This is a genomic window from Agarivorans aestuarii (genome assembly GCF_019670125.1).
Classification (GTDB): Bacteria; Pseudomonadota; Gammaproteobacteria; order Enterobacterales; family Celerinatantimonadaceae; genus Agarivorans; species Agarivorans aestuarii.
This window is the reverse complement of record NZ_AP023033.1, coordinates 3,321,387-3,343,139: the sequence shown is the minus strand read 5'-3', so window position 1 is coordinate 3,343,139 and position 21,753 is coordinate 3,321,387. Positions and strand designations below refer to the sequence as shown.

Sequence of the window (21,753 nt, the reverse complement as noted above, 5' to 3'; positions counted from 1 at the left end):
CTAATAGACCTTTGCCAAAAAATAACTGATTTTTGCTCTCCCACACGGGGTATCATGGCGGCGTATTTAATATTTAAAAGGTGTGTATGTCATTTAACGCAATAGGCTTGTGTGATGAGTTGTTACAAGCGGTGCAAGAGCAGCGCTATAACACGCCATCTCCAATTCAGCTTAAAGCCATACCCCTAGCACTTAGCGGGCGAGATCTAATGGCTGTAGCCGATACCGGTACCGGTAAAACGGCCGGGTTCACTTTGCCTATGTTGCAGCTATTGGCAAACGGCACTAAACCACAGCCAAAACAAATTCGCGCTTTGGTGCTTACGCCAACTCGAGAGTTAGCCGCTCAAGTGGCCGAGAGTGTTAAAAACTATAGCCAATATATGAAGCTTAGCGTGGCTGCCGTTTATGGCGGCGTGAGAATCGAGCCGCAAAAAGCCCAGCTGTTAGAGGGTGCCGATGCGTTGGTGGCCACGCCGGGTCGCTTAATCGATCTTTATCAGCAACAAGCAGTGAGCTTTGACCAGCTAGAGATATTGGTATTGGATGAAGCCGACCGCATGTTAGATCTTGGCTTTATTGACGAAATTAGCCATATCCAATCATTACTTCCTAAAACGCGCCAAACTTTACTATTCTCCGCTACCTTTTCTAAGCAGATTAAATCGCTGGCTAAAGGCATGTTAAATAATCCGCAGTTGATTGAAGTGGCCAATCAACAAAACAAGCTAGACAACATCAAGCAAAAGCTTCACCCAGTAGATAAAGCACGTAAAACAGAACTGCTGATTCATCTGTTTAGAAAAAACAAATGGTCGCAGGTATTGGTATTTAGCCGCACTAAAGTGGGTGCCGATGTATTGGTTACTCAACTAGAAAAAGCCAAAATTAGCGCAGCATCTATTCATGCTAACCGAACTCAGCATGCGCGTACTCAAGTGCTAGAAGGCTTTAAAAATGGCAGCGTTAAGGTACTGGTTGCCACCGACATTGCCTCACGCGGCATTGATGTAGCCCAGCTTCCCTGTGTGATTAACTTTGATCTTCCCTATGAGGCCGAAGACTACGTACACCGTATTGGCAGAACCGGCCGCGCTGGTGCATCGGGGTTGGCAATTTCTCTGTATAGCAACGATGAAGAAAAACGGCTACAAGCCATAGAGCGGCTGATGGGTCGCAAGCTTGAAGGGGAGATCATTCGTGGTTTTTCTCCCAAGCCCAAAGCGGTTTCACACCCAGCAGATGATGACGATTATGGAAACTTCGAACCCGACCCAGAGCCACAAGGCCGTGGCAAAGGGCGGGGCGGTCGCAGTGCTAAGTCATCAACTAAAAAAGGCAATAGGCGTAGGTAGGCTGCTTCAGACTAGGGGACGCTGTGGCGTAAAGCCGCAAATGGCAGCTTGTTTTGTCTCACCTGTAAGCCTGGGTTTAAGCTGTTGATTCAGCCTTTTTATTTAGTCGCGTTAATCTACAGCCATCAACGCAACAGATTGTTACTCAATAAAGGCTAACATTATGAACAAGACACTTATCGCACTTACCATTGCAGCAAGCACTTTCGGCCTTATGCAAACCGCTAAGGCATGCACTACTGCCGCTTATCATAATGGCGAAGCGCAAGTAACTATGCGCACCATGGACTGGAACGGTTACGACAACGCTACCGTAGTAGGCAAAGGCCGTGGCATAAACAACAGCTACAGCGAAACCGACGGCGTAAGCAGCAAAGCAAAATATGCAGCCATTAAAATTGAATCATTTACTCATGGAACTGTTGCCGAAGGCATCAATGAAAAAGGCTTAGAAGCGCGCATCTTGTATTTAGGTACGGCAGCGGGAACGCAGTTTCAAGACGATACTGCCGAACTGCCTAACGTAGATGCAGGCGAAGTACCAAACTACGTATTAGATAACTTCGCTACGGTAGCAGAAGCGCTAGAAGGCTTAAAAGTAGTAGAGGTAATTCCTACCGGTATTACCGGTATTCCAGGCCATGAAGACGAAGCTATTTACCCGCCAGTTCATTTTCAATTGGTAGATGCATCGGGCGATGTGGCAGTTGTGGAATACATTGGTGGCGAAATGAAAGTGTATAACGAGCACGGTGCTAGCTATATGAGCAACGACCCAGCCTTTGACTTTCACTTAAACCTAGATAAAGAACAGGTAGAACCTAATGCCACTATTCGTGCAGCCGACCGTCGCCTACGCGCCAAACTAAGTACCGAAGATTTATATCAACGTAATATTACTGATAGCCAGCAAGCGCTTATCTCAATGAAAGCCACCCAAGCGGCAGCGTTCTCTGGCTACAACCAGCAAGATCCCTATGCCGATAACGCAACTTTCCCAACGCTTTGGACAGTATTCACCGACCGCACTAACAAAACCATGATGTTAGATCGCGCCCATACCTTTGCGGTAGAAAGCTACAGCTTTGATATGTTTGATGCAGGTGAAGCCAAACGTGTGGTACTAGGTGAGAATCCAATGCCAAACACAACTTTTACCAATGAGTTAAGCAATTAAGTGTTGTGAAACAGGGTTTATCTTATAACGGGCTGCGGCCCGTTTTTTGTTGGTTTCGTTTGTCTACAAAGGGTGATGGTTTCGTCTGTTGGCAACGTTATTAAGCTTTAGCTGGAGTGCTTTATTTCGCCTTTCGGCGACTTCATTAAGCTTTGGCGGCTAAAGCTTAACGAAGCAAAAAGAAAGGTCGCCCGCATTATCTTATTTCCTCGTTACTCAGTGCCAAGCGCGCCTGCGCAACTCGCTACGCTCAAACATTGCTCGGCTTAATCGCTTGGTACTTGCGTGACTCGGCGATAATGAAGGGGAGCTGACAATAGACTACAGTGGTTAGTTTCGCCTGTCGGCGACGTCATTTTCTTTGAACAGCCAAAGAAAACGAAGCAAAAGAAAGGCTGCCCTGCATTATCTTATTTCCTCGTTACTCAGTGCCAAGCGTGCCTGCGCAACTCGCTACGCTCAAACATTGCTCGGCTTAATCGCTTGGTACTTGCGTGACTCGGCGATAATGAAAGGGAGAGAAGAGCAAACATGAGAAAACTCAATTATTGAGTTTGTTGTTATTTTTGTAAGTGTTGTTAGGGTATGATTGTTTTAGATTTTTGAAGGTTGCTAGCTCTTATTTTTATAGTGCCCAGATAGCCAAATTTGCAAGGTAGCAATAATAAAGTGTTAAGTTCAAAGGAAGAAGGGATGCTTAGAAAATTGTTTAACGGAGTAGTTTTTGGTACGGGATTTGGTATAGCTTTCGTGGCTATCTGGGTTATCGCTATATATTTCATTCTACCTAGCGTTTTGGAAAGTAGGTTTGAAAAAGAAATTGTAGAATCAAACAAACATATAGTTGATGAAGCCCCTTTACTAAGCAACTCAGGAAGGTTTCTAGGCTCTAGTGGATCCTATTCAGGTGGTTTTTTAGATAACAAAAGTGGGGAGCTATCTAGCGGGCAAGGAGTTATTGAAGGGGAGGCTTTGGTAAATGGTCAGCCACTTAAAGGTTTTAAGTTACGCTTGGCATTAAACGGCAGTGTCTTGAGTCAATGGGCTGTTACGGATGAGAATGGCATTTATCGTGTAAGCGTTCCTTATGGAGAATATCGAATTGATGGTTACGAGCTAGATTATTTAGTAGCTAATAAAGTACTTCCTAACAAAATAGAACATCCAGAAAACAGGAATTCCACAAACCAATTTCAGGTTGTCGAAGGTCAAAAAGGTAGCGGGCTTAAATTCAGGTTTGTTGATCCAATTGTCAAAAAATCAGATAAAAGCCAATACTCCAAAAATGAAAAAGTGACTCTAAAATGGGAACCTTATCCAGAAGCCGCCGAGTATACGGTGCAAGTATATGAAAAGGCTGATGCTAATTCTTGGAAAAGTTCAAACTTATTCATTTGGCCAATGAGGCCTAAAGTTGCCTTAACGGAATTGGATTTGAGTCAGTATGAGATTGAGCTAAAGCCCGGCTATTTCTATGCTTTTGAAGTTGAGGCTAGAAATAGTAAAGGAAGTCTCCTTTCTAATACAAACAGAGAACACTTTGAGTTTGATTTCGAAATTGTTGAGTAAAAGTGTGTCTATAAAATAAGGTGTCGTGCAGCCGACACCCTATTCGGGTGTAGATCAAGCCTGATTCATCTATCATTGTAGATAACGATGTAGACGTTGAAGGAGCCATGGTTTAGTTTTCAGGGTAGCTCATGCCTGAATTCAGAGTGTTACCCTAAGGATAATTTGTGCGATTAGCAGCCATATCAGATATTCACAGCAATGTTTATGCATTGGATGCCGTTTTAGCCGATATTCGAAAGCGGGGCGCAGATGTCGTTGTTAATCTCGGTGATATTCTCTATGGACCAATAGCTCCCAGGTCTACCTTTGAGCTTCTTATGGAGAACGATCTTGTTACTGTACGTGGCAACCAAGATCGGCAGATATATGAAGCCAGCTCAGTTGAGATCGCGTCAAACCCTACAATGCAGTTCATCCTTGCTGATCTTGGTGTTGAGCCGCTTAAATGGATGAGGAATTTGCCTTTCAATCTGCAACTCAATGAGCATGTTTTTCTTTGCCATGGCACGCCCAATGATGACTTAACTTACCTTTTAGAGAACATTGATAGTGGTCGGGCAATTGTTCGTTCGGATAACGAAATAGTTAGCTTACTCGGCACCATTCAATCTGACGTTGTTATTTGTGGTCATACTCATACACCTAGGGCCGTTAAAACCAGTACAAAACAGCTTGTTGTAAACCCTGGGAGTGTTGGCCTACCTGCTTATACCGACGATGAACCGGTCGTTCATTCAATGGAAAGTTTCTCCCATCATGCGACTTATGCGATCGTTGAAAATAATAAAGAAGGCTGGTCGGTTCAGCACATAAAAGTTGATTACGCATATGATAAGGCGGCTCGTGAAGCCAAGAAAAGAAATAGGCTGGATTGGGTGCATTTCTTAACCACGGGACGGGGCTTATAACCCACAAGTTATAAACGCGCCATGCATGCAAATGCATGCTTTTATCTTGCTAAACTCACTTGCCCCTAGCTACCTTTCGGCAGTGCTACACTAATCACGCAGCATATCGCTAACATGGCAAAGCTTACCCATAAACAGGCAGCAAGGCCGGCCATTTGAAATACTACGCCCGACAGTACTGTACCCGCTAATCGCCCCATGGCATTGGCCATGTAGTAAAAGCCTACGTCCATGGATACGCCGTCTTCGCTGGCGTAACTCACCACTAAGTAAGAGTGCAGTGAGGAGTTAATGGCAAAGGCGATGCCAAATAGCATTAAACCGACGATTATAGTGGCTTGTGGCTGCCAGCCATGTTGCACTAAGTAGGCGAGGATGCCAGTAATAATGCTAAGCAATAGTGCCCAGATTAAGGCTGCACCTCGTCCCGGCACTTTGCCCGATTGGCTGCCGGTGATTTTGGGAGCCAAGCCTTGCACTACGCCATAGGCGATTACCCACGCGGCCATAAAGGTGCCGGTTTCGATGTGCGACCAGTTTAAGCTGGCACCTAAATACACTGGTAGCGCGACTACAAACCATACGTCGCGGGCAGCAAACAAGAATAAACGGGCTGCTGCTAAAATATTGATTTGTGGGCTTTTAGAAAATATTTGCGAGAACTTAGGTTTGCTCTTGGCTTTGCCTAAGTCTTTTTCCAGCAGTTTTAAGCTTAATAGCAGCACCACAAACAATACCGCCGCCATAGCCAGCATCGATAGCTGAAAGCCAATTAAGTTAAGCAGCGCACCACCTAGAAAAAAGCCAAAGCCTTTTAGGGCGTTTTTTGAGCCGGTAAGAATGGCCACCCATTTGTACAAGCTATGTTGTTGGTCACCGCTCACTAAGCCCTTAATCGAGCTTTTAGCGCTCATTTTATTTAGATCTTTAGCTATGCCCGACAAGGCTTGCGCTGCCATAACTAAGGGAATAGATAAAAACTCAGAGGGCAAACCCAATGCCAACAAGGCAACAATTTGCATGGCCAAGCCAATGTTCATGGTGTGGTTAAGACCAATACGCGCCCCTAACCAGCCACCAATTAAATTGGTCACTACCCCAAAAAACTCGTAAAACAAGAACAGCATGGCAATCGCAATCGCCGAGTAACCTAGCTGGTGAAAATACAGCACCACTAACATGCGCAATGCGCCGTCGGTAATGGTGAAGTTCCAATAGTTAAAGGTAACTAATAGGTACTGTTTTAGCTGTTGGGGTAGTGCTTTTATCATGTTTGCCTAGGGCCTGTTGATCTTTGGTGTTGAAATTTTGTTCGAGATAAGCGGGCTTTAATTGCGGCGAGCACTTTGAAGCCTAGTGGGCTAAGCGAGAAGTGCTCAACAAAGAGTAAAGTTCGCTTATCTGAACCCTTCGGGCAGCATTTATTAGCCATTTATTCAGCGTTAGCGAGTGATTATTAAGCCCACTTAACGGCACACTCACTGCCTTGCCTAAATGGCTCATAAATTGCTGCAAAAAACATCAGCAAGGTTCAACAGGTCCTAGCTTTTATCTGCTAAACCAACTTTGCGAATAAGCTCGCTGGTGCGGGTTGCGTAGCCCATTTCGTTGTCGTACCAGGCGTACACTTTAAGCATGCGTTTGCCCACCATCATGGTGGATTGTGCATCTACAATGCTAGAGCGTTGGTCACCTTTGTAGTCAATAGAAACAAGCGGTTTTTCTTCGTAACCCAGAATGCCTTTTAGCTCACCTTCGCTGGCTTGCTTAAATAGGCCATTTACTTCTTCGGCGGTGCTATCGCGATCTAGAGTAAACACCATGTCGGTGAGTGAAGCGTTAGCTAAAGGTACGCGCACAGCGTGTCCGTTTAGCTTGCCGTCTAACTCTGGGAAAATATCGCAAATCGCTTTAGCGCTGCCAGTGGTAGTAGGAATTAACGACATGCCACAAGCGCGGGCACGGCGTAAATCTTTATGTGGGGCATCGAGTATGGTTTGGGTATTGGTTAAGTCGTGAATGGTGGTCATGCAGCCAGACTCAATGCCCAAGTGCTGTTGAATCACCTTAATTACTGGCGCCAAACAGTTGGTGGTGCAAGATGCGGCGGTAACAATTTGGTGCTGGCTAGGCTCAAAAATATCGTCATTCACACCCACTACAATATTGGCCACGCCGTCTTCTTTAACCGGGGCGGATACCACAACACGTTTAACGCCTTGGGCTAGGTAGGGTGCTAATTTGGCTTTAGAGCGGTGAACACCGGTAGACTCAAGTACCACATCACAGCCCGACCAATCTACTTTGCTTACGTCTTTTTCTTGGTAGCATTTAATGGTTTTGTTGTTTATAACAATGCCATCGGCGTTGTGCTCAACACTGTGGTGCCAGCGCCCCTGTACAGAATCAAACTCGAGCAAGTGACCTAGGGTTTCGGCATTACCTGCCACATCGTTAATCATTACAAACTCTAACTCTGGCCAGTCGAAAGCTGCGCGCAGGGCAAGGCGGCCAATACGGCCAAAGCCGTTAATTCCTACTTTAATGGTCATTGCAAGGTCTCTTATTTGGCAAATTGTTGAATGTAAGTCTGTTGAGCGGGCACGCTGAACGCGTTAGGGCGCACTGCTTTAATTTTAGAAATGGCATCGTCTAGATCAAAACCCATTGCTAGCATAATGCGTGCAGCTAATAGCCCAGTGCGACCGCTACCACCTTTACAGTGAATGGTTAGGTTCATGCCATTGTTTAGTAGCTGCAAAAAGCGTGGTAACAGTGTTTGAAATTGCGCTTCCCATTCTTCATCTGGCACGGTGTCGTCGGCCAAAGGCAGGTGGAACCACTGCATGTCGTAGGTTACCGAGTGCTTGGGTAAGTCATTTAAGTCGTTGTCGGCTAGCTCTTGCTTGGTCATTAAAGTAATGAGCGCAGGGCTGTTTTTGTAGCAAAGCTGTTGTAGTGAGGTAGAAAGATCGACACCTTTGGTGCCAGGGCATGGTGTTAACAGTAGTTGAGCATTATCGCTAACATCAACGGCAAAAATAGGATGTGAAGACATAAACGTACCTTAATCTTGTTTAACTAATTGGGATTGTAGTTGGGTATTAACTGGCTGCCTGATTCGAGTTAGCGGCTGGTTAATGTAACTGGGGTTGGCTACGCGCGTAGTAGAGAGGGTTTGCGCAACCCACTCGGGCAGCAGTGGATTTAAATGGTAAAACACCTGCTGGCCTTGGCGCGTAGTAGACAATAATTGGCATTCGCGAAGTAGCGCCAAATGGCGTGAAACTTTGGGTTGGCTTACTTTTAGGGCAGTACATAGCTGATTAACACTCAAGCGTTGCTCGTCTTCAATCAGCATTAAAATTTGCAAGCGAGTATTGTCGCTAAATTGCTTAAATACGTCGATGGGCTCTATTTGCAGCGCAGCCTGTGGGTTGTGATTAAAGCGCACAAACTCGGCTAAGCGCAGCTCTAAGTCTGAAAATACTTGTTCAAATAAGGCTAAGCCTTGCTGCTCGGCTGGATCAGGTAAATTCCAATGTAAAATGGCCGCGCCGTTTGGCAGTAAGGCACACTCTTGCTTGGCGCTGTCACACAAGGTAATGATGAAATTAAACAGAGCAGGGCGCTGAGTTTGCTGCTGAATATCTTGCTCGAGCTCCGCAATGGTTTTGCTGCGTAAGCCGCTGCTAGATAAGCCTTGAGCCTGCAAATGCTTAACTGTGCGAGGGTCGATGCCCTTAGGCTGAGTGCCAGCACTATAAGCCACAAAATGCTCTGCATAACGTTGGTTAACCAAGGCTTCGGCTAACTGCGAGCGAGCAGCATTTGCGGTACATAAAAACAATACAGATAACATTACAGTAACCAAATATACGTAAAAGCATATATACGATATTTCATATATTGTGGTTGCGCAAGCGATATTTCGAAAATCTAGTACTCAGTTTCATCTAATCAACGTCGATAGAAGGTGTTAATTGGGTATTTTGTCTAGCGGAAGGTCACTTTTAGCAACATAAAAGCCATCGAAGTAGTGAACTTAACGATGGCTTAAAGAGTGATGAATTGTCGGAATTAGTTGACTAAGAAGAGGCCAGATAAGCCCTGAACCGTAATGTTTTCACCATTAATTTCGAACGTAGATACAAGATCTGTTCGGTTGTAAATGGCATAGCCTTGTTCAAACTCTTTGTAGCTAACACCTTCCGATACTTCAATTTGCTCACCGATTGGTTTACCTAAATCGGTGTGAAAAACATCATAATACTGGTGTGAGTGAATACTTTGGTCGGGGTAGAGAATATAGCCATTGTCAGCAATCACTAGCGTCATTGCTGTAAATAACTCTGCTAGTTGTATATTCTCATCACTTAGGCGCTCTTCATAACCGCCGATATTCCAGGGTTCTACAGCAATGACTTTTAGGCCCGATAAGGCGGTATTCCAATAGCTGATTACTTCTTCAATTTCTTCGATTGAACTAGACCCATCTTCTTTATACGTTGGGTAGCGCGTATCTGTTGTTGATTTTGCTAACTCAAGGAATACGCCTGAGAGGTACTCGGCCGATGGATCGTTTATCGCCCAGTTAGTATTACCCATGATAATAAAGTCTTCGCCTACGGCCGCACGGATTTTTTGGGCAATCTCAACGCGAGCTTGCTGCACTTCTTCATCGGTGAAAAGGTCGTCTTCTGCTCCTGCCCAGCGTCCATCTGCACCGTTGTGCCACCAATCAAACAGTATGCCGTTACCACCATCGGCTTTGATGTTTGTCGCTTTCTCAACTAGCGAGCTATGTAGCTCGGGATCTAGAATGTTTAGGTTATAGGCTCGCGCCCATAGATCATCGCCTTCATGAGGTTGAAAAAGCTCATCCATGTAATAAGAAATATTAGGAGCTAATGTATTCCACTGTTCAAACCAATAGTTCCACATAGGCGCAACGATATAGAGGGTATTTGGGTCGGTTGTGTAGCGTTGTATTTGTTCAGCGCTCATGCCACTTAAAGGGCTAGCAACATCGGTTTTCCAGTTGCTATTCATACCGTGACTTTCGCGATTAACCCAAACCATTGCATAGGGTGTTTCAGTAGTATCACAATCCATCCAAAGTGTGTCTTGCCCACAGTTGCTGTTGGGGGCTTGATTGGCGCCCCAAGGTGAAAATACCGGAACGGTAGGCTTATTTTGAATTTTTTCAGCAGTAGTGTAGGTAGTTGTTGGGCTTGTTCCGCCATCACTTCCACCACCACATGCGGCTAAAAGTGCAGTGCTAATTAGCGCAAGTGTAAGGTGTTTCATTTATGTGTTTTCCTGATAATGAATAAAACTGTGATTAGTCTAGGTTTTCATTTTTTCAGCACATTAGGTGTTGTGTGTGAACTTATCAACTGCCTATGCATTAAAAATTAGCCAAATATATTGTTTTTAGTTGTGATTGATTTTGATTTGGTTTCTTTCATGTGTATTTTTGGCAAATTTGCTGACAATCTCGGCTGTTGTTTTACAAGGGATTTGCTAAGTTTTAAGAACTAGCCAAATTTGGCTAAGGCTGAAACAACATATCGGGTTTAAATGGGAAGGAGTTTTTATGTTAGGTGAAGATCATTCTTTGGCAAAAGAGTTTCCAGAGCTACTAGATAAAATTACTGCCTTAACTGGCAGCGATGAGAAGTTTGCCGCAGACACCAAACGCTACAATGCCTTAGATAAAGAAATTCGTGTATTGGAGCTGCGCGGCGGCCCGATAGATGACGAGGCAATGCACCAGCTAAAACATGATAGGGCAGAGCTTAAAGACTCCCTATATCATCGCCTTAAGTAGGTTTACTAGTATTCGTTAATAGTGCCATTGCTTGATTAGTTTAGTGAAGAGCCCCACCAAAGTAGTGGGGCTCTATGCGTTTCGCTGGTCATGTATCGCAAGCTCTCATTTATTCTGCTAAGCAGTAGCCCCGGATTAATTCTAAGTTTTCCTTCGTGTTCAGCCGCTTGCTTGGTTATATTAGCCAGCAAATAAGTAAGAGAATCAAACATGGCTAAAAAGTACTACGTGGTATGGCAAGGGCGAGACACCGGCATTTTTAACGATTGGCCCACTTGTAAGCGCAGCATTGATAAGTTTGCTGGCGCGCGTTATAAGTCTTTCCCCACTTTAGCTGAGGCTGAAGCTGCTTTTGGCGGTAAGGCCAGTGCTAGTGTAAAAGCCTCTGGTGCTGCGCCAGCGCGTAAAAGAGCGTCGGGGCAAACGGTTAAAACCTATACCGCTGCGGAGATCAATAAATTAGCCGCAGAAGTGAAAATTTATACCGACGGTGGCTGCGAGCCAAACCCAGGAGAGGCTGGCTCGGGCTTAGCTTTGTACCGCAATGAGCGTTTGGCCGAGCTTTGGTATGGCTTATATAACCCCATGGGCACTAACAATACCGCAGAGTTAAATGCCCTTAATCAAGCAATGATTATGGCCCAGCAAGAGCTGGCAAAAGGCTTACGAGTGGCGATTTTGTGTGACTCTAAATACTCCATTCAATGTATTACTCAATGGGCTGCAGGGTGGCAGAAGAAGGGGTGGAAGAAATCTGGTGGTGAGATTAAGAATCTGCAGTTGATTCAGGAAATGTTTGAACGCTACCAACAGCTTAAAGACAAACTGCAAATATTGCATGTAAATGGCCATGTTGGGGTAGAGGGCAACGAGCTAGCAGATCGGATGTCGATAGTGGCCATTGCCGAGAAAAAACAAGCTTTTGTTGCTTACAGCAAGGCCTTAAATATTTCCGCTATTTTAGCGCTACGGGCAGGTTAGTAAATGGAAAATCAAACCGCAGAAAATAGCCCAAGTGAACAGCGCTTAATAAAATTGTCTGATATGGCGAACGCTGCTCATTTAAGAATTCAGCAAGATTTTGCGCAAATCGATCCGGTTATCGGCATTAGTCGTAACATGCGTAAAAATGGCGTACCGGCTGATGTGATGACCATTGATTGCTTAAAAACCAGCAAGCGGATTATTGTGATTTTACATGATCAAAATCCAGAGCAAGTGCTGTATAAATTTGCTTTTAAAGAGCAAGACCCTGCGGGGGATTTTAGCCAAACCGCTTTTGCCGAGTTTAACCAACAAGTACTTTACGATTGGATAAAATCTTACTTTTCTCCAGCTGTAAACTAAGCATAGAAACCAGAGCTAAGGCTCTGGTGTTGTGTTTAATATCTTGTTAGCCATTGTTTTAAATAAGGCGGTTAGTTTAACAGCTTCTCCATTTAGCGCTTGCATCTGTTCGTTTAAGAATTGAGGTTTAAATAGCTACAAAGAGATGCTTGCCGCTATTTCAATAAAGCCCAATTTCGGGACGTGTTGCACCATGCTTGTGCGCTATTTTGTTTCAGCGCTCAAAATTCGGCTTTTTCTGCCAATTTATCGATTTTTTATACTCCTTAAGTAATAGGTTTTTGCGGGATTTTATTGGTTCGCCTTTTGCTTTGTATCTAAGCATAAATGCGGGCAATAAAAGCCCAGCAAAGAATAAGGTGAGGAGTTTACGTGGTGTCTCAACAATGGATTAAGACTACCTGCCCATATTGTGGAACGGGCTGTGGCGTTGAAGCAAAAGTAGCAAGTAATGGAGCGGTAGAAGTGCGCGGTGATGCGAGCCATCCGGCCAACCGAGGCTTGTTATGTTCTAAAGGCTCAGCGCTGGGTGAAACGGTGATTAAACAAGGCCGTTTAGAGCATGCATATATTAAAGGCCATCAAGAATCTTTAGATAAAGTATTAAGTTATGTTGCCTCTCGCTTCAGCCAAACCATTGCTGAACATGGCCCTGAATCGGTAGCTTTTTACGTTTCTGGGCAGCTATTGACCGAAGATTACTACGTAGCTAATAAGCTAATTAAAGGCTTTATTGGTTGCTCTAACATCGATTCGAATTCTCGTTTATGTATGTCTTCTGCGGTTGCTGGCCATAAACGCGCCTTTGGTGAAGATATTGTACCTGGTAGTTATGACGATTTAGAGCATGCCCAGCTGGTGACTTTAGTGGGTTCAAACCTGGCCTGGTGTCACCCCATTGTTTATCAACGCTTAAAGCGCGCTAAGCAAGCCAACCCCAACCTTAAAGTGGTAGTGATTGACCCACGTAGAACCGATAGCTGTGATATTGCAGATTTACACCTGCCACTAAACGGCGGTACCGATGTGGCGCTGTTCAATGGTTTATTGGCCTATTTAAGTGAACATGGAAAATTAGATAGCGATTACATCGCCAAGTTTACAGAAGGCTTTGAAGCAGCAGTGGCAAGCGCTGTAGAAGACGCTGGTGATCTAGCTGCCTTAGCCAAAACCTGTGGCTTAGAGCCTGAAGCGCTACTTCGTTTCTTCCAGTTGTTTGCTAATAACGAGCGCTGTGTGACAGTGTTCAGCCAGGGTGTAAATCAAAGTAGCCAAGGCGTAGATAAAGTTAATGCAATTATTAACAGCCATTTAGCTACAGGTAAGTTGGGTAAGCTTGGTGCTAGCGCATTTTCTATTACCGGTCAGCCTAATGCTATGGGTGGGCGCGAAGTGGGCGCTTTATCTAACCTATTAGCCGGCCACTTAGACTACAAACCCGAGCATTTAGAAGCCTTAGCGGGCTTTTGGAATACTTCCAACTTAAGCCAAAAGCCTGGCCACAAAGCCGTTGATTTATTTGATAAAGTTGCCAAAGGCGAGATTAAAGCTATTTGGATTATGGGCACGAACCCAGCGGTAAGTTTGCCTGAGTCTGCAAAAATACGCGAAGCGTTGTTGTCTTGCCCAATGGTAGTGGTGTCAGATTGTATTGCCGAAACCGATACAACCCGTTATGCCGATGTACTGTTACCGGCAGCTGGCTGGGGAGAGCGCGATGGCACAGTGACTAACTCGGAGCGAATGTTGTCTCGCCAGCGCGCCTTTGTAGAGGCGCAGGGTGATACTAAGCCTGATTGGTATTTATTAAGCCAAGTAGCGCAAAAAATGGGGTTTGCTGAAGCATTTTCTTACACCAGCTCTGCTGATATATTTAGTGAACACGCAGCGTTATCTGGCCTGTTAGCAGAAAGTGGTGAGCGCTTATTTAACATTAGTGAGTTGTCGGGCAAAGATCAGCAAGCCTTTGATGCGATTGAGCCGCAGCGTTGGCCTGTAAGTAAACAGGGTAGCGATAATCGTAGTTTGTTCAGTGATGGTCGTTTCTCTACCACCTCTGGTAAGGCACAACTTATTGCGGTGACTAACCAAGCAACTAAGCAAGTTACTAGCGATGCTTTTCCTTTGGTATTAAACACTGGCCGTATGCGAGATCAGTGGCACACCATGACACGCACCGGTTTGGCTGCACAGTTAAGCAGCCATAGCTCAGAGCCTTTGTTGGAAGTGAACCCACAAGATGCAGCTAACCAAGGTTTGTGTGATAACAGCATAGTGAGCTTATCTAGCAATGTTGGCCAGCTAAAAGTGCGAATTCAAGTAAGTGAAGGGCAAAAAGCCGGCCACGTATTTATGCCTATTCATTGGACCGAACAATATTCAAGTGATGGCTTAGTGAGCCAAGTGGTTGATAGCGCTGTGGATCCTCTTTCTGGTCAGCCTGAGTCAAAGTATACGCCAGTTAAATTGGCGGCTTGGGAATATGCCAGTGAGGCGGTTTTGCTTACAGCTAAGCCTTTAACTAAAGCGCAATGCCAAGCCTTACCTGCGGATTATTGGGTGAAACAAGGTTTGGCCGATGGCTTTTTATATCGTTTGGCAGATGGCTCTAGCCCTGTCGAATTAGCGGCCAAATTAAAGGGCTTTTTGCTGTCGCAAACCAAGCTGCAAAGTTTAGACTTTGCCGACCCTATCAAACAGAACTTCCGCAGCGCTTTGGTGATTGAGGGCGAGCTGTTCTCTAGCTTTAGCGTGGCGGCTAAGGGCGAGCTTAATGCAAGCTCTTGGTTGGAGTCATTGTTGCAGCAACCTATGTCTGACAGCATTCGACGCGGTGTGTTAGCTGGCACCAGCCCAGCGCCTGATCTCGGTAAAATAGTCTGCTCTTGTCATCAGGTTCGTGAACTAACCATTAGCGATGTGATTAGCGAACACGCTTGTGAGACAGCAGAACAAGTTGGCACGCATTGTAAAGCGGGAACCAATTGTGGATCTTGTGTTCCTGAGATAAAACGAATGATTAAAACTGTAACCATAGAGTAGTTAAGGTTTTCATGGCGTAGTTTGTGCATTCATCTAGTGATTAATTTTTAGCTATGCGCTGGTAGTATATATATGGACAACAAATGCTTTGACTAAGAACCCTTCAAAAGTGGTGAGCTTAAATCAAGCTTTATTGGCAGCTAAGCGGACACAACTCAACCCGCTTAGCTACTTTCCACATTATCAACCGATTGTTTACTTACCCACTGGTGAAATTGCTGGCTACGAAGCTTTGGCGCGTCGAAATAACCCCGCTGGAGATGCTATTAGTGCTGGCGAGTTGTTTGCTAATCATCAGTACTCTTTGAGCAACCGTCGCCAAGTAGACCGTTATGTTAGGCAGCAAGCTTTAGAGCAATTTGCTCAATCTCAGCAAGAAGGCTTTCTTACCTTAAACATTGTGCCCGACTGGGTCGACATGTTAGCTGATGACATCTGCACTCCCACCATTTCGATGATCGAAAAAATCGGCATTGACCCTAGCAGAGTAGTGATGGAAATCACCGAAGCCAGTGGCAATATCGACAATTTGCAGCGGGTGGTGAAAGAGTATCACCAAGCTGGCTTAAAAGTAGCGATCGACGACTTTGGCGCTGGCGCTTCGCAAATTGATCGAATTATCGCTCTTGAGCCAGACATCATTAAGTTAGATATGCGATTGTTTAAAGACGCCACCAAAGGAGGCTTGCCCGCCGATGTGGTGTTGTCTATTTCTGAACTGGTACAGCGCGCCGGCTGTGAACTGATCTGTGAAGGTGTAGAAACCGAGCAAGAGTTTCACTTTGGTGTGGAGTGTGGTGCGCGTTATATGCAGGGCTGGTTGTTTTATAAAGCTGAGAGGGAGTTTCTATCAGCCCAATCTAGCCAAGCCAAAGTTAAAACTCTGTTAGCCAGTTATTTAAAGCGCAAGAGTCAGCGCTCTTTAGCGACGGTAAAACACAATGTTTCGGTTAAAACCACGGTATTGGCACTTAAGCATCAATTGCAAAATGGCGGTAATGCCTTAAGTCTGGAACAGCAGTTAACGAGTGTGGGCATACTGCGATACTTTTTGTGTCGCATTGATGGTACTCAGGTCTCCCCAAATTTTGAAGTGACCGGCTTAGGTATCGAAGAAGATGACAATTTTGTCGGCTTTAACTGGAGCTTTCGACCTTACTTTCACGCCTTAATTGCCTTGGATTCGGTAAAGCCACAACAACTCATTTTGTCGAAAATTTATCGCGACTCCAGTAGTAAAGAAATGTGTAAAACCTTTAGTACCTACCTAACCAAAGACTTGGTGTTGTTAATAGACTGTAAGGTCGCAGACGATACTTTGTTGGTGGAATAATGGGCTAGCAAGCTAGCCCCTCTCGAATTAACTTAGCATTTCACAAGAGACCAAAATAACGCCGCCGGCCGATACGGTAAAACGGCGCTTATCTTCGGTTTCATCATAGCCAATTACAGTGCCATCTGGCACTACGCAGTCTTCCGCAATAATTGCCTTACGGATTTTACAGTTTTTGCCAATACTGCAACCATTAAGCGCGATAACTTGATCAAGCTCCGAGTGCTCTTCTACCCGCACATCTAAAGACAACAATGAACGATTCACTTTAGCGCCCGATACAATGGTGCCTGCTGAAAGCAAGGAGTCGGTAGCATAGCCTCTGCGGTCCTCTTCATTAAACACAAACTTAGCGCCGGGGCGCTGCTTTTGGTCGGTAATGATTGGCCAATCTCGGTCATATAAATCAAGCTCTGGGTTTGGGTCTACCAAATCCATGTTGGCGGCAAAGTACTCATCAATATCACCGACATCACGCCAGTAAGCGGTGCGTCCGGGGTGACCTTTGTCGGCAAATACATAGCCATAAACTTTGCGGTCTTTTAGCATGCTAGGGATAACATTGTGACCAAAGTCGTGAGAGTAACCCGGTTTCAATAAGCCCTTGCGCAGTTCGTCATCTAATACATCCATGTTGAAGATGTATATGCCCATGGATACTAGCGCTTTTTCAGGATTGCTGGGATCTGATTTTGGGTTGTCGGGCTTTTCTTCAAAATCAACGATGCGCCCTTCTTCATCTAAGCCCATTACGCCAAATGAAGAAGCTTGAGACAAAGGTTTACGAATACAAGCTACGGTAACGTCAGCATCGTTCTCTGCATGGAAGTTAATCATGCGAGAGTAGTCCATTTTGTAAATGTGGTCGCCACCTAGAATCAGTACCCGGTCATAATGTTCATGGTCAATGATATCTAGATTTTGATATACCGCATCAGCCGTTCCACGATACCAGTTTTCACCGGTTCGTTGTTGGGCAGGAATAATTGAGACTCGCTCGTTTAAGGCAGGGTTAAGAATTTGCCAGCCTGACTGTAGGTGCATGATTAAGTCATGTGCCATGTACTGCGTGAGTACCCCAATGTTACGCACCCCTGAATTGATACAGTTTGATAGGGTGAAATCAATAATTCGATATTTGCCACCAAAAGAAACAGCTGGCTTGGCAACCTTGTTGGTTAACTCTTTTAAACGAGTGCCTTTTCCTCCAGCAAGAACCAAAGCAACTGAACGTCTTACTAAGCGATTACTGGAAGTGTGGGAATAGCGGTTTTCGGACATATCGAAAATTTCCTCATGGGCGTAATAGAAAGTCTATGATAGCGTTTTCATGCTGAATGTAACTGTCATTTATGACAGTTTTGGCTTAAATCTTTTATTCGCTAGGTAAAAAAAAGATGATTTTTCTAAAAAGTGATCTTAAACAGCTAGTAGGCCTGAATAAGTGGGCATTGCTACTATTTTAAAGCTGCTCAATTAGTGGACTGTTAAATTTTTGTTATCAGTGTTAAGCCCAATTGTTCTTGTAAAAACTATCGAAAATAGCTGCTTGATATAATTTGTAACACAAAATGGCTGTTTTCACTGGTTTAGCCAGTTAGTTCATTCCGAATGCTTTACTTTTTGATCGTTCAATTGCTTCAGGCCTGCGTTAAATTTATCGCGAAGCTCTGGGTCATGAAAGCCTAATAGTCGCGGTGACTCTGGAAAAATGAGGTGCTTGGTCACTGGCGCTGTAGGGCGTTTTTGGGCAATAAGTTGTTGATTTAAATAGTGGAAGATCCGCTTATCTAAAACGATTACATCCACTTGTCCGCGGTATAAACGCTCTAATTGGGCACTTTGGTTAGCCACTTCGGTATAGAATTTGGCTTGCTCAGTAGCTTTGGCAAAGTGTTCACCAAGGTACTTCTTAGCATTTTGAAAAGCCATCAAGCGAAACTTAGTTAAGTCATCAATGGATTGGATGTTTAGCTGACGAACAGACAGGCTAATAGCAACATTTTGATAGAAGATAACAGGTTCTGATAGGTGAGCGTGTGTGCCGTTGTTGGGGGCATTTACAATGGCGTCTACGGCATTTTGTTCTAGCATCCGTTCTGCACGTAAATTAGAAGTGAAAATAACCTGCTTTACTTGATAGCCTGCATTGCTAAAAGCTTGCTTAATAATATCTAGCTGAATGCCAGACTGTTGTTCTTCGATGATATAAGGTGGGATAGATTTGCTGGTGGCCAAGGTAATGGTTTGGGCTTGGGTGAAGCCCATGTAGCTAACAAGAAGAGTTAATAAAGCAGTAAGCCAAATAGGCTTTGGGTGTTTATTCATGGGTATACCAAGTCGCCGTTCTATCTAAATTATGGCAGATAGAACGACTTTTTGATTACCCATTGGCGGATATTTTATTGCTTACAGATTTCCAGCAAAGTGAGGCAATTAGCTTAGCACCGGAGATTCTTGCTTTTTAGTCGACAGTAGTTGCTTCCAGTGAGCTACCCGCATCGGTAACTCTGGAGAAGGATGGTCATGATCCACCAAAGACAGTAGCTCGCTCATTGGCACTGGCTTTTTACCTTTTAAAAATACTCCTCGCACTAAGATGGTGGCGTACAACGTATTATTGCCAATAAAGCGGTGTTCAAAATACCAATACTTTTCATCCCAGCCTAATAGCTTGCTGTGAAGCTCCACCTTGGCCATAGGCTTAATCGGGCGAATATAAGTCACTGACTGTGCATTCACTACGCCTAACCAGCGCTTTTTAAGTGCCACCGAGCCCAGTTTGGTTTTTAACATCATATCGATGCGCCCTAAATCACCAAAGCTAAAATAGCGAGAGTTAGTAAGGTGCATGTTGGCATCGCAATCAAAGGGTAAGGCACGTAGCTTAATAACAAAATCTCCCGTGGGATCTAGGTGAGTTTTGGCACTAAACCAATGGCGGATAAACATGCTTAATAGGCGGAAGTAGTGATTCATAATTTGCTTTGTGGTTTTTTACAAGTTTTTAACATGAGAGGTCGGATGAGTAAAGGGTAGAAAAACAAAAGTCTTCAAAGCAGTTACTTTGAAGACTTTATATCTAATAGTAAAGGTCTTATTCGATTACGATCCGCTTGTGGGTTAAGCCTTGGTGGCAGTCTACGCAGGTTTCTCCGCGGGCGGCTATTTGCTGGTGATTTAATCGCGCGCGCTGTGGTTGTTTGCTTAAATCAAAGTTGTCACCTTGGTGGCAGTGTCGGCAGTTGGCCGAGTCATTGGCTTGCATATCATGCCAAACTGTTTCCGCTAGGGCCGGCCGGTGCTCTTCGAAATTCTCCTTGGTTATGGTGCCCACCATCATGTGATAAATATCGGCGGTGGCGGCAATTTTCACCTGTAGCATTTCAAAGTATGGATGTGGCACGTGGCAGTCAGCACAGGTGGCGGCGATGTTGCTGCCGTCTCCGTAGTGGCTAGACGCTTTGTACTCCTGCACTATGGTGTCCATTTTTAGGTGGCAACTAAAACAAAATTCGTTAGTACTCGATATTACCAAGCTGCCTTGCACAGTCGCTAATCCTAACACCAATACAAATACACCAATGGGGATTCCAACGATGAGTGGCTTTTTAAGCCAAGCCCATAGCTTTTGCCACCGAGTTTTCTGCTGGTTATTTGTCATATCAGCATCCTCTTTTAAAAGAGGGGAGCATTACTGCTCCCATCGGTGGCTATTTACTTTCGCTTAGGTAACGGGCTTTAAAGGCCGCTTGTGCTTCTTTTCTGGCTTTTTTCACTTCTTCTGGTTCGTTGCCGCTAAACCAGGCGTGCTCTGGGCGGTCTAAAATTTCTGCCAGAATAGCCCGAGCTTTTTCTGCTCCTTCGGTATTACCATTGTGCTCGGCCTTTTCTACCACTTCTAAGAACTGTGGAACTAACTCGATATAGAAGCGTTCTGCCACCTCATACATGCCGTGCCATTGCACGTAGTCTGGCGCTTGCATGGCGGCGCCGTGGCGAGCTCGACGACCCTCGTGGTGCCATAGATAGAACCAGGTCCATTCAATTTCTTCATCAAAGGCGGTTTCGGTGAGCATTTTTTCACTCTTCAACACATCCATTAGATCTTTACCGGGACGGGCGAATTTGTCGTTGTATAACACAACCAGTGAATCAAATTGCTGGTAGAAACTGTCGATCATTGACTTAGTATGGCAAGACTCACAGACGTTCATCATGTCGGCGCGACGCGCTTCCCACGACTTAACTTCTTTGCCTTGAGCCTTAGCTTTGGCATCTATTTTTTCAGAAATGGCGGGACGCAATGTCCATGAGATCCGATTGCCCACATCGTGAGTAACGGGTAGTTCGCGAGTGGCCGACATGTGGCAAGTAGCACACGTTGGCGCGGCATCGTAATCTTCACCAACAATCCATTTGGCCGAGTCGAGGTTCATCCGGTCAACGTTGGCGTAGAAGTTAATGCCGTGTTTAGACTCTTCGTAAATCTCTTTTTGAGGGTGGTCTGGGCCTAGGTGACATTTACCACAGGCTTCTGGTCTGCGAGCCTGCACCATAGAAAATTCATGGCGTTGGTGACAGGCTGTACATGCACCTACCGAGCCATCGGGGTTAATTCGCCCAATACCTGTGTTTGGCCAAGTGGTTGGGTCTAAATCCCCGTTCTCCAGCACCTTCACTTCTGAACCGTGACACTGCCAACAGCCATTAACCGCAGCAGGAGACTGACCATTAAAGGTGAGTGCACCTTCAACCACTTCGGCTAGGAAGTTATCTAGCGAACCAATAATTTGACCTGCTTTTGCATGGTGGCTTTTAGCGAACTCATCCACTTCTTGAGTATGACAATTGGCACAATCGGTAGGTGAGACAATCACTGAAATGGTGTGACCTTCGTGAGTGATGGCATCTTTATCTTCGGGATTTGCTTGGTGACACTCGTAACAGCCAACGTTGGCTCCGTAGTGCTTAGAGCGTCCCCATTGAGCATAAAGAGATGGGTTTTTATCTTTATGACACCCGGCACACTCGGCGCTTTCTTGGCTGAGTTGTTTGAAGGGTTTTAGCACTAAGGCTTTTGGCTCTGCGCTACTCGAAAATGACAGGATCAAACACAAAGCTGCTGCCATGGTGAGTATTGCGGTAATAACACTAGAACTACGGGGATGGTTATCCATATTTGT

At 45.0% G+C, this 21,753-nt stretch carries 19 protein-coding genes; 9 read left to right on the top strand and 10 right to left on the bottom strand.

What is annotated here, in order from left to right:
- Positions 1-86: 86 nt before the first annotated feature.
- The 4 genes from K5609_RS15540 to K5609_RS15525 all read left to right on the top strand — a co-directional run bounded on the left by K5609_RS15540 (position 87) and on the right by K5609_RS15525 (position 5,012).
- Positions 87-1,355, top strand: a complete 1,269-nt coding sequence (locus K5609_RS15540; RefSeq protein ID WP_221074442.1) for a DEAD/DEAH box helicase — start codon at positions 87-89, stop codon at positions 1,353-1,355.
- A gap of 163 nt (positions 1,356-1,518) precedes the next feature.
- On the top strand, positions 1,519-2,532 hold the full coding sequence (locus K5609_RS15535) for a linear amide C-N hydrolase (RefSeq protein ID WP_221074441.1): 1,014 nt from the start codon (positions 1,519-1,521) through the stop codon (positions 2,530-2,532).
- 693 nt (positions 2,533-3,225) lie between these two features.
- Positions 3,226-4,101 carry a carboxypeptidase-like regulatory domain-containing protein gene (locus K5609_RS15530; protein WP_221074440.1) on the top strand — a complete coding sequence of 292 codons (876 nt, stop codon included), beginning with the start codon at positions 3,226-3,228 and terminating at the stop codon, positions 4,099-4,101.
- 167 nt (positions 4,102-4,268) lie between these two features.
- A complete protein-coding gene (locus tag K5609_RS15525) occupies positions 4,269-5,012 on the top strand; it encodes a metallophosphoesterase family protein (protein WP_221074439.1) in 744 nt (247 codons plus the stop codon).
- A gap of 65 nt (positions 5,013-5,077) precedes the next feature.
- Here K5609_RS15525 and arsJ read toward each other — a convergent pair whose 3' ends face one another.
- From arsJ to K5609_RS15500, 5 genes are all read right to left on the bottom strand, one after another.
- Complete coding sequence (arsJ, locus tag K5609_RS15520; protein WP_221074438.1) at positions 5,078-6,283, bottom strand: organoarsenical effux MFS transporter ArsJ; 1,206 nt, start codon at positions 6,281-6,283, stop codon at positions 5,078-5,080.
- Between the two features lie 270 nt (positions 6,284-6,553).
- Positions 6,554-7,564, bottom strand: a complete 1,011-nt coding sequence (locus K5609_RS15515) for an ArsJ-associated glyceraldehyde-3-phosphate dehydrogenase (RefSeq protein WP_221074437.1) — start codon at positions 7,562-7,564, stop codon at positions 6,554-6,556.
- Positions 7,565-7,575: 11 nt separating this feature from the next.
- Positions 7,576-8,070, bottom strand: a complete 495-nt coding sequence (locus tag K5609_RS15510; protein ID WP_221074436.1) for a phosphatase domain-containing putative toxin — start codon at positions 8,068-8,070, stop codon at positions 7,576-7,578.
- 9 nt (positions 8,071-8,079) lie between these two features.
- Positions 8,080-8,874, bottom strand: coding sequence for a metalloregulator ArsR/SmtB family transcription factor (locus tag K5609_RS15505; protein WP_221074435.1), 795 nt, complete (start codon positions 8,872-8,874; stop codon positions 8,080-8,082).
- A 218-nt stretch (positions 8,875-9,092) separates the two neighbouring features.
- Positions 9,093-10,322 (bottom strand): putative glycoside hydrolase family 15 protein, encoded by a 1,230-nt coding sequence (locus tag K5609_RS15500; protein WP_221074434.1) that lies wholly within the window; start codon positions 10,320-10,322, stop codon positions 9,093-9,095.
- A gap of 289 nt (positions 10,323-10,611) precedes the next feature.
- Between K5609_RS15500 and K5609_RS15495 the strand changes: the two genes are divergently transcribed.
- The 5 genes from K5609_RS15495 to K5609_RS15475 all read left to right on the top strand — a co-directional run bounded on the left by K5609_RS15495 (position 10,612) and on the right by K5609_RS15475 (position 16,567).
- Complete coding sequence (locus K5609_RS15495; RefSeq protein ID WP_016403794.1) at positions 10,612-10,845, top strand: HP1242/YdcH family protein; 234 nt, start codon at positions 10,612-10,614, stop codon at positions 10,843-10,845.
- 210 nt (positions 10,846-11,055) lie between these two features.
- Entirely contained in the window at positions 11,056-11,826 is a 771-nt protein-coding gene (locus K5609_RS15490) for a ribonuclease H family protein (protein ID WP_221074433.1), read from the top strand.
- 3 nt (positions 11,827-11,829) lie between these two features.
- Positions 11,830-12,192: a hypothetical protein gene (locus tag K5609_RS15485; RefSeq protein WP_221074432.1), complete on the top strand. Its 363-nt coding sequence runs from the start codon at positions 11,830-11,832 to the stop codon at positions 12,190-12,192.
- A 375-nt stretch (positions 12,193-12,567) separates the two neighbouring features.
- Positions 12,568-15,234 (top strand): nitrate reductase, encoded by a 2,667-nt coding sequence (locus K5609_RS15480; RefSeq protein WP_343212480.1) that lies wholly within the window; start codon positions 12,568-12,570, stop codon positions 15,232-15,234.
- A gap of 88 nt (positions 15,235-15,322) precedes the next feature.
- A complete protein-coding gene (locus K5609_RS15475) occupies positions 15,323-16,567 on the top strand; it encodes an EAL domain-containing protein (protein ID WP_221074430.1) in 1,245 nt (414 codons plus the stop codon).
- Positions 16,568-16,594: 27 nt separating this feature from the next.
- On the opposite strand, the gene glgC is transcribed toward K5609_RS15475, so the two are convergent.
- From glgC to K5609_RS15450, 5 genes are all read right to left on the bottom strand, one after another.
- Positions 16,595-17,848: a glucose-1-phosphate adenylyltransferase gene (gene glgC, locus K5609_RS15470; RefSeq protein ID WP_221074429.1), complete on the bottom strand. Its 1,254-nt coding sequence runs from the start codon at positions 17,846-17,848 to the stop codon at positions 16,595-16,597.
- Between the two features lie 321 nt (positions 17,849-18,169).
- Positions 18,170-18,895 (bottom strand): substrate-binding periplasmic protein, encoded by a 726-nt coding sequence (locus K5609_RS15465; RefSeq protein WP_221074428.1) that lies wholly within the window; start codon positions 18,893-18,895, stop codon positions 18,170-18,172.
- 108 nt (positions 18,896-19,003) lie between these two features.
- Positions 19,004-19,546: an acyl-CoA thioesterase gene (locus K5609_RS15460; protein ID WP_016402645.1), complete on the bottom strand. Its 543-nt coding sequence runs from the start codon at positions 19,544-19,546 to the stop codon at positions 19,004-19,006.
- 118 nt (positions 19,547-19,664) lie between these two features.
- Positions 19,665-20,231 carry a NapC/NirT family cytochrome c gene (locus K5609_RS15455; RefSeq protein ID WP_221074427.1) on the bottom strand — a complete coding sequence of 189 codons (567 nt, stop codon included), beginning with the start codon at positions 20,229-20,231 and terminating at the stop codon, positions 19,665-19,667.
- Positions 20,232-20,280: 49 nt separating this feature from the next.
- A complete protein-coding gene (locus K5609_RS15450) occupies positions 20,281-21,747 on the bottom strand; it encodes a multiheme c-type cytochrome (RefSeq protein ID WP_221074426.1) in 1,467 nt (488 codons plus the stop codon).
- Positions 21,748-21,753 lie beyond the last annotated feature (6 nt).

What these genes read in the sequence shown, in the direction of transcription:
- K5609_RS15515 (WP_221074437.1), bottom strand. Translation starts at nt 7,564, where the DNA reads ATGACCATTAAAGTAGGAATTAACGGCTTTGGCCGTATTGGCCGCCTT.
- K5609_RS15485 (WP_221074432.1), top strand. Translation starts at nt 11,830, where the DNA reads ATGGAAAATCAAACCGCAGAAAATAGCCCAAGTGAACAGCGCTTAATA.
- K5609_RS15500 (WP_221074434.1), bottom strand. Translation starts at nt 10,322, where the DNA reads ATGAAACACCTTACACTTGCGCTAATTAGCACTGCACTTTTAGCCGCA.
- K5609_RS15450 (WP_221074426.1), bottom strand. Translation starts at nt 21,747, where the DNA reads ATGGATAACCATCCCCGTAGTTCTAGTGTTATTACCGCAATACTCACC.
- K5609_RS15495 (WP_016403794.1), top strand. Translation starts at nt 10,612, where the DNA reads ATGTTAGGTGAAGATCATTCTTTGGCAAAAGAGTTTCCAGAGCTACTA.
- K5609_RS15460 (WP_016402645.1), bottom strand. Translation starts at nt 19,546, where the DNA reads ATGAATCACTACTTCCGCCTATTAAGCATGTTTATCCGCCATTGGTTT.
- K5609_RS15455 (WP_221074427.1), bottom strand. Translation starts at nt 20,231, where the DNA reads ATGACAAATAACCAGCAGAAAACTCGGTGGCAAAAGCTATGGGCTTGG.
- K5609_RS15505 (WP_221074435.1), bottom strand. Translation starts at nt 8,874, where the DNA reads ATGTTATCTGTATTGTTTTTATGTACCGCAAATGCTGCTCGCTCGCAG.
- K5609_RS15490 (WP_221074433.1), top strand. Translation starts at nt 11,056, where the DNA reads ATGGCTAAAAAGTACTACGTGGTATGGCAAGGGCGAGACACCGGCATT.
- K5609_RS15530 (WP_221074440.1), top strand. Translation starts at nt 3,226, where the DNA reads ATGCTTAGAAAATTGTTTAACGGAGTAGTTTTTGGTACGGGATTTGGT.
- K5609_RS15465 (WP_221074428.1), bottom strand. Translation starts at nt 18,895, where the DNA reads ATGAATAAACACCCAAAGCCTATTTGGCTTACTGCTTTATTAACTCTT.
- K5609_RS15540 (WP_221074442.1), top strand. Translation starts at nt 87, where the DNA reads ATGTCATTTAACGCAATAGGCTTGTGTGATGAGTTGTTACAAGCGGTG.
- K5609_RS15535 (WP_221074441.1), top strand. Translation starts at nt 1,519, where the DNA reads ATGAACAAGACACTTATCGCACTTACCATTGCAGCAAGCACTTTCGGC.
- arsJ (WP_221074438.1), bottom strand. Translation starts at nt 6,283, where the DNA reads ATGATAAAAGCACTACCCCAACAGCTAAAACAGTACCTATTAGTTACC.
- K5609_RS15510 (WP_221074436.1), bottom strand. Translation starts at nt 8,070, where the DNA reads ATGTCTTCACATCCTATTTTTGCCGTTGATGTTAGCGATAATGCTCAA.
- glgC (WP_221074429.1), bottom strand. Translation starts at nt 17,848, where the DNA reads ATGTCCGAAAACCGCTATTCCCACACTTCCAGTAATCGCTTAGTAAGA.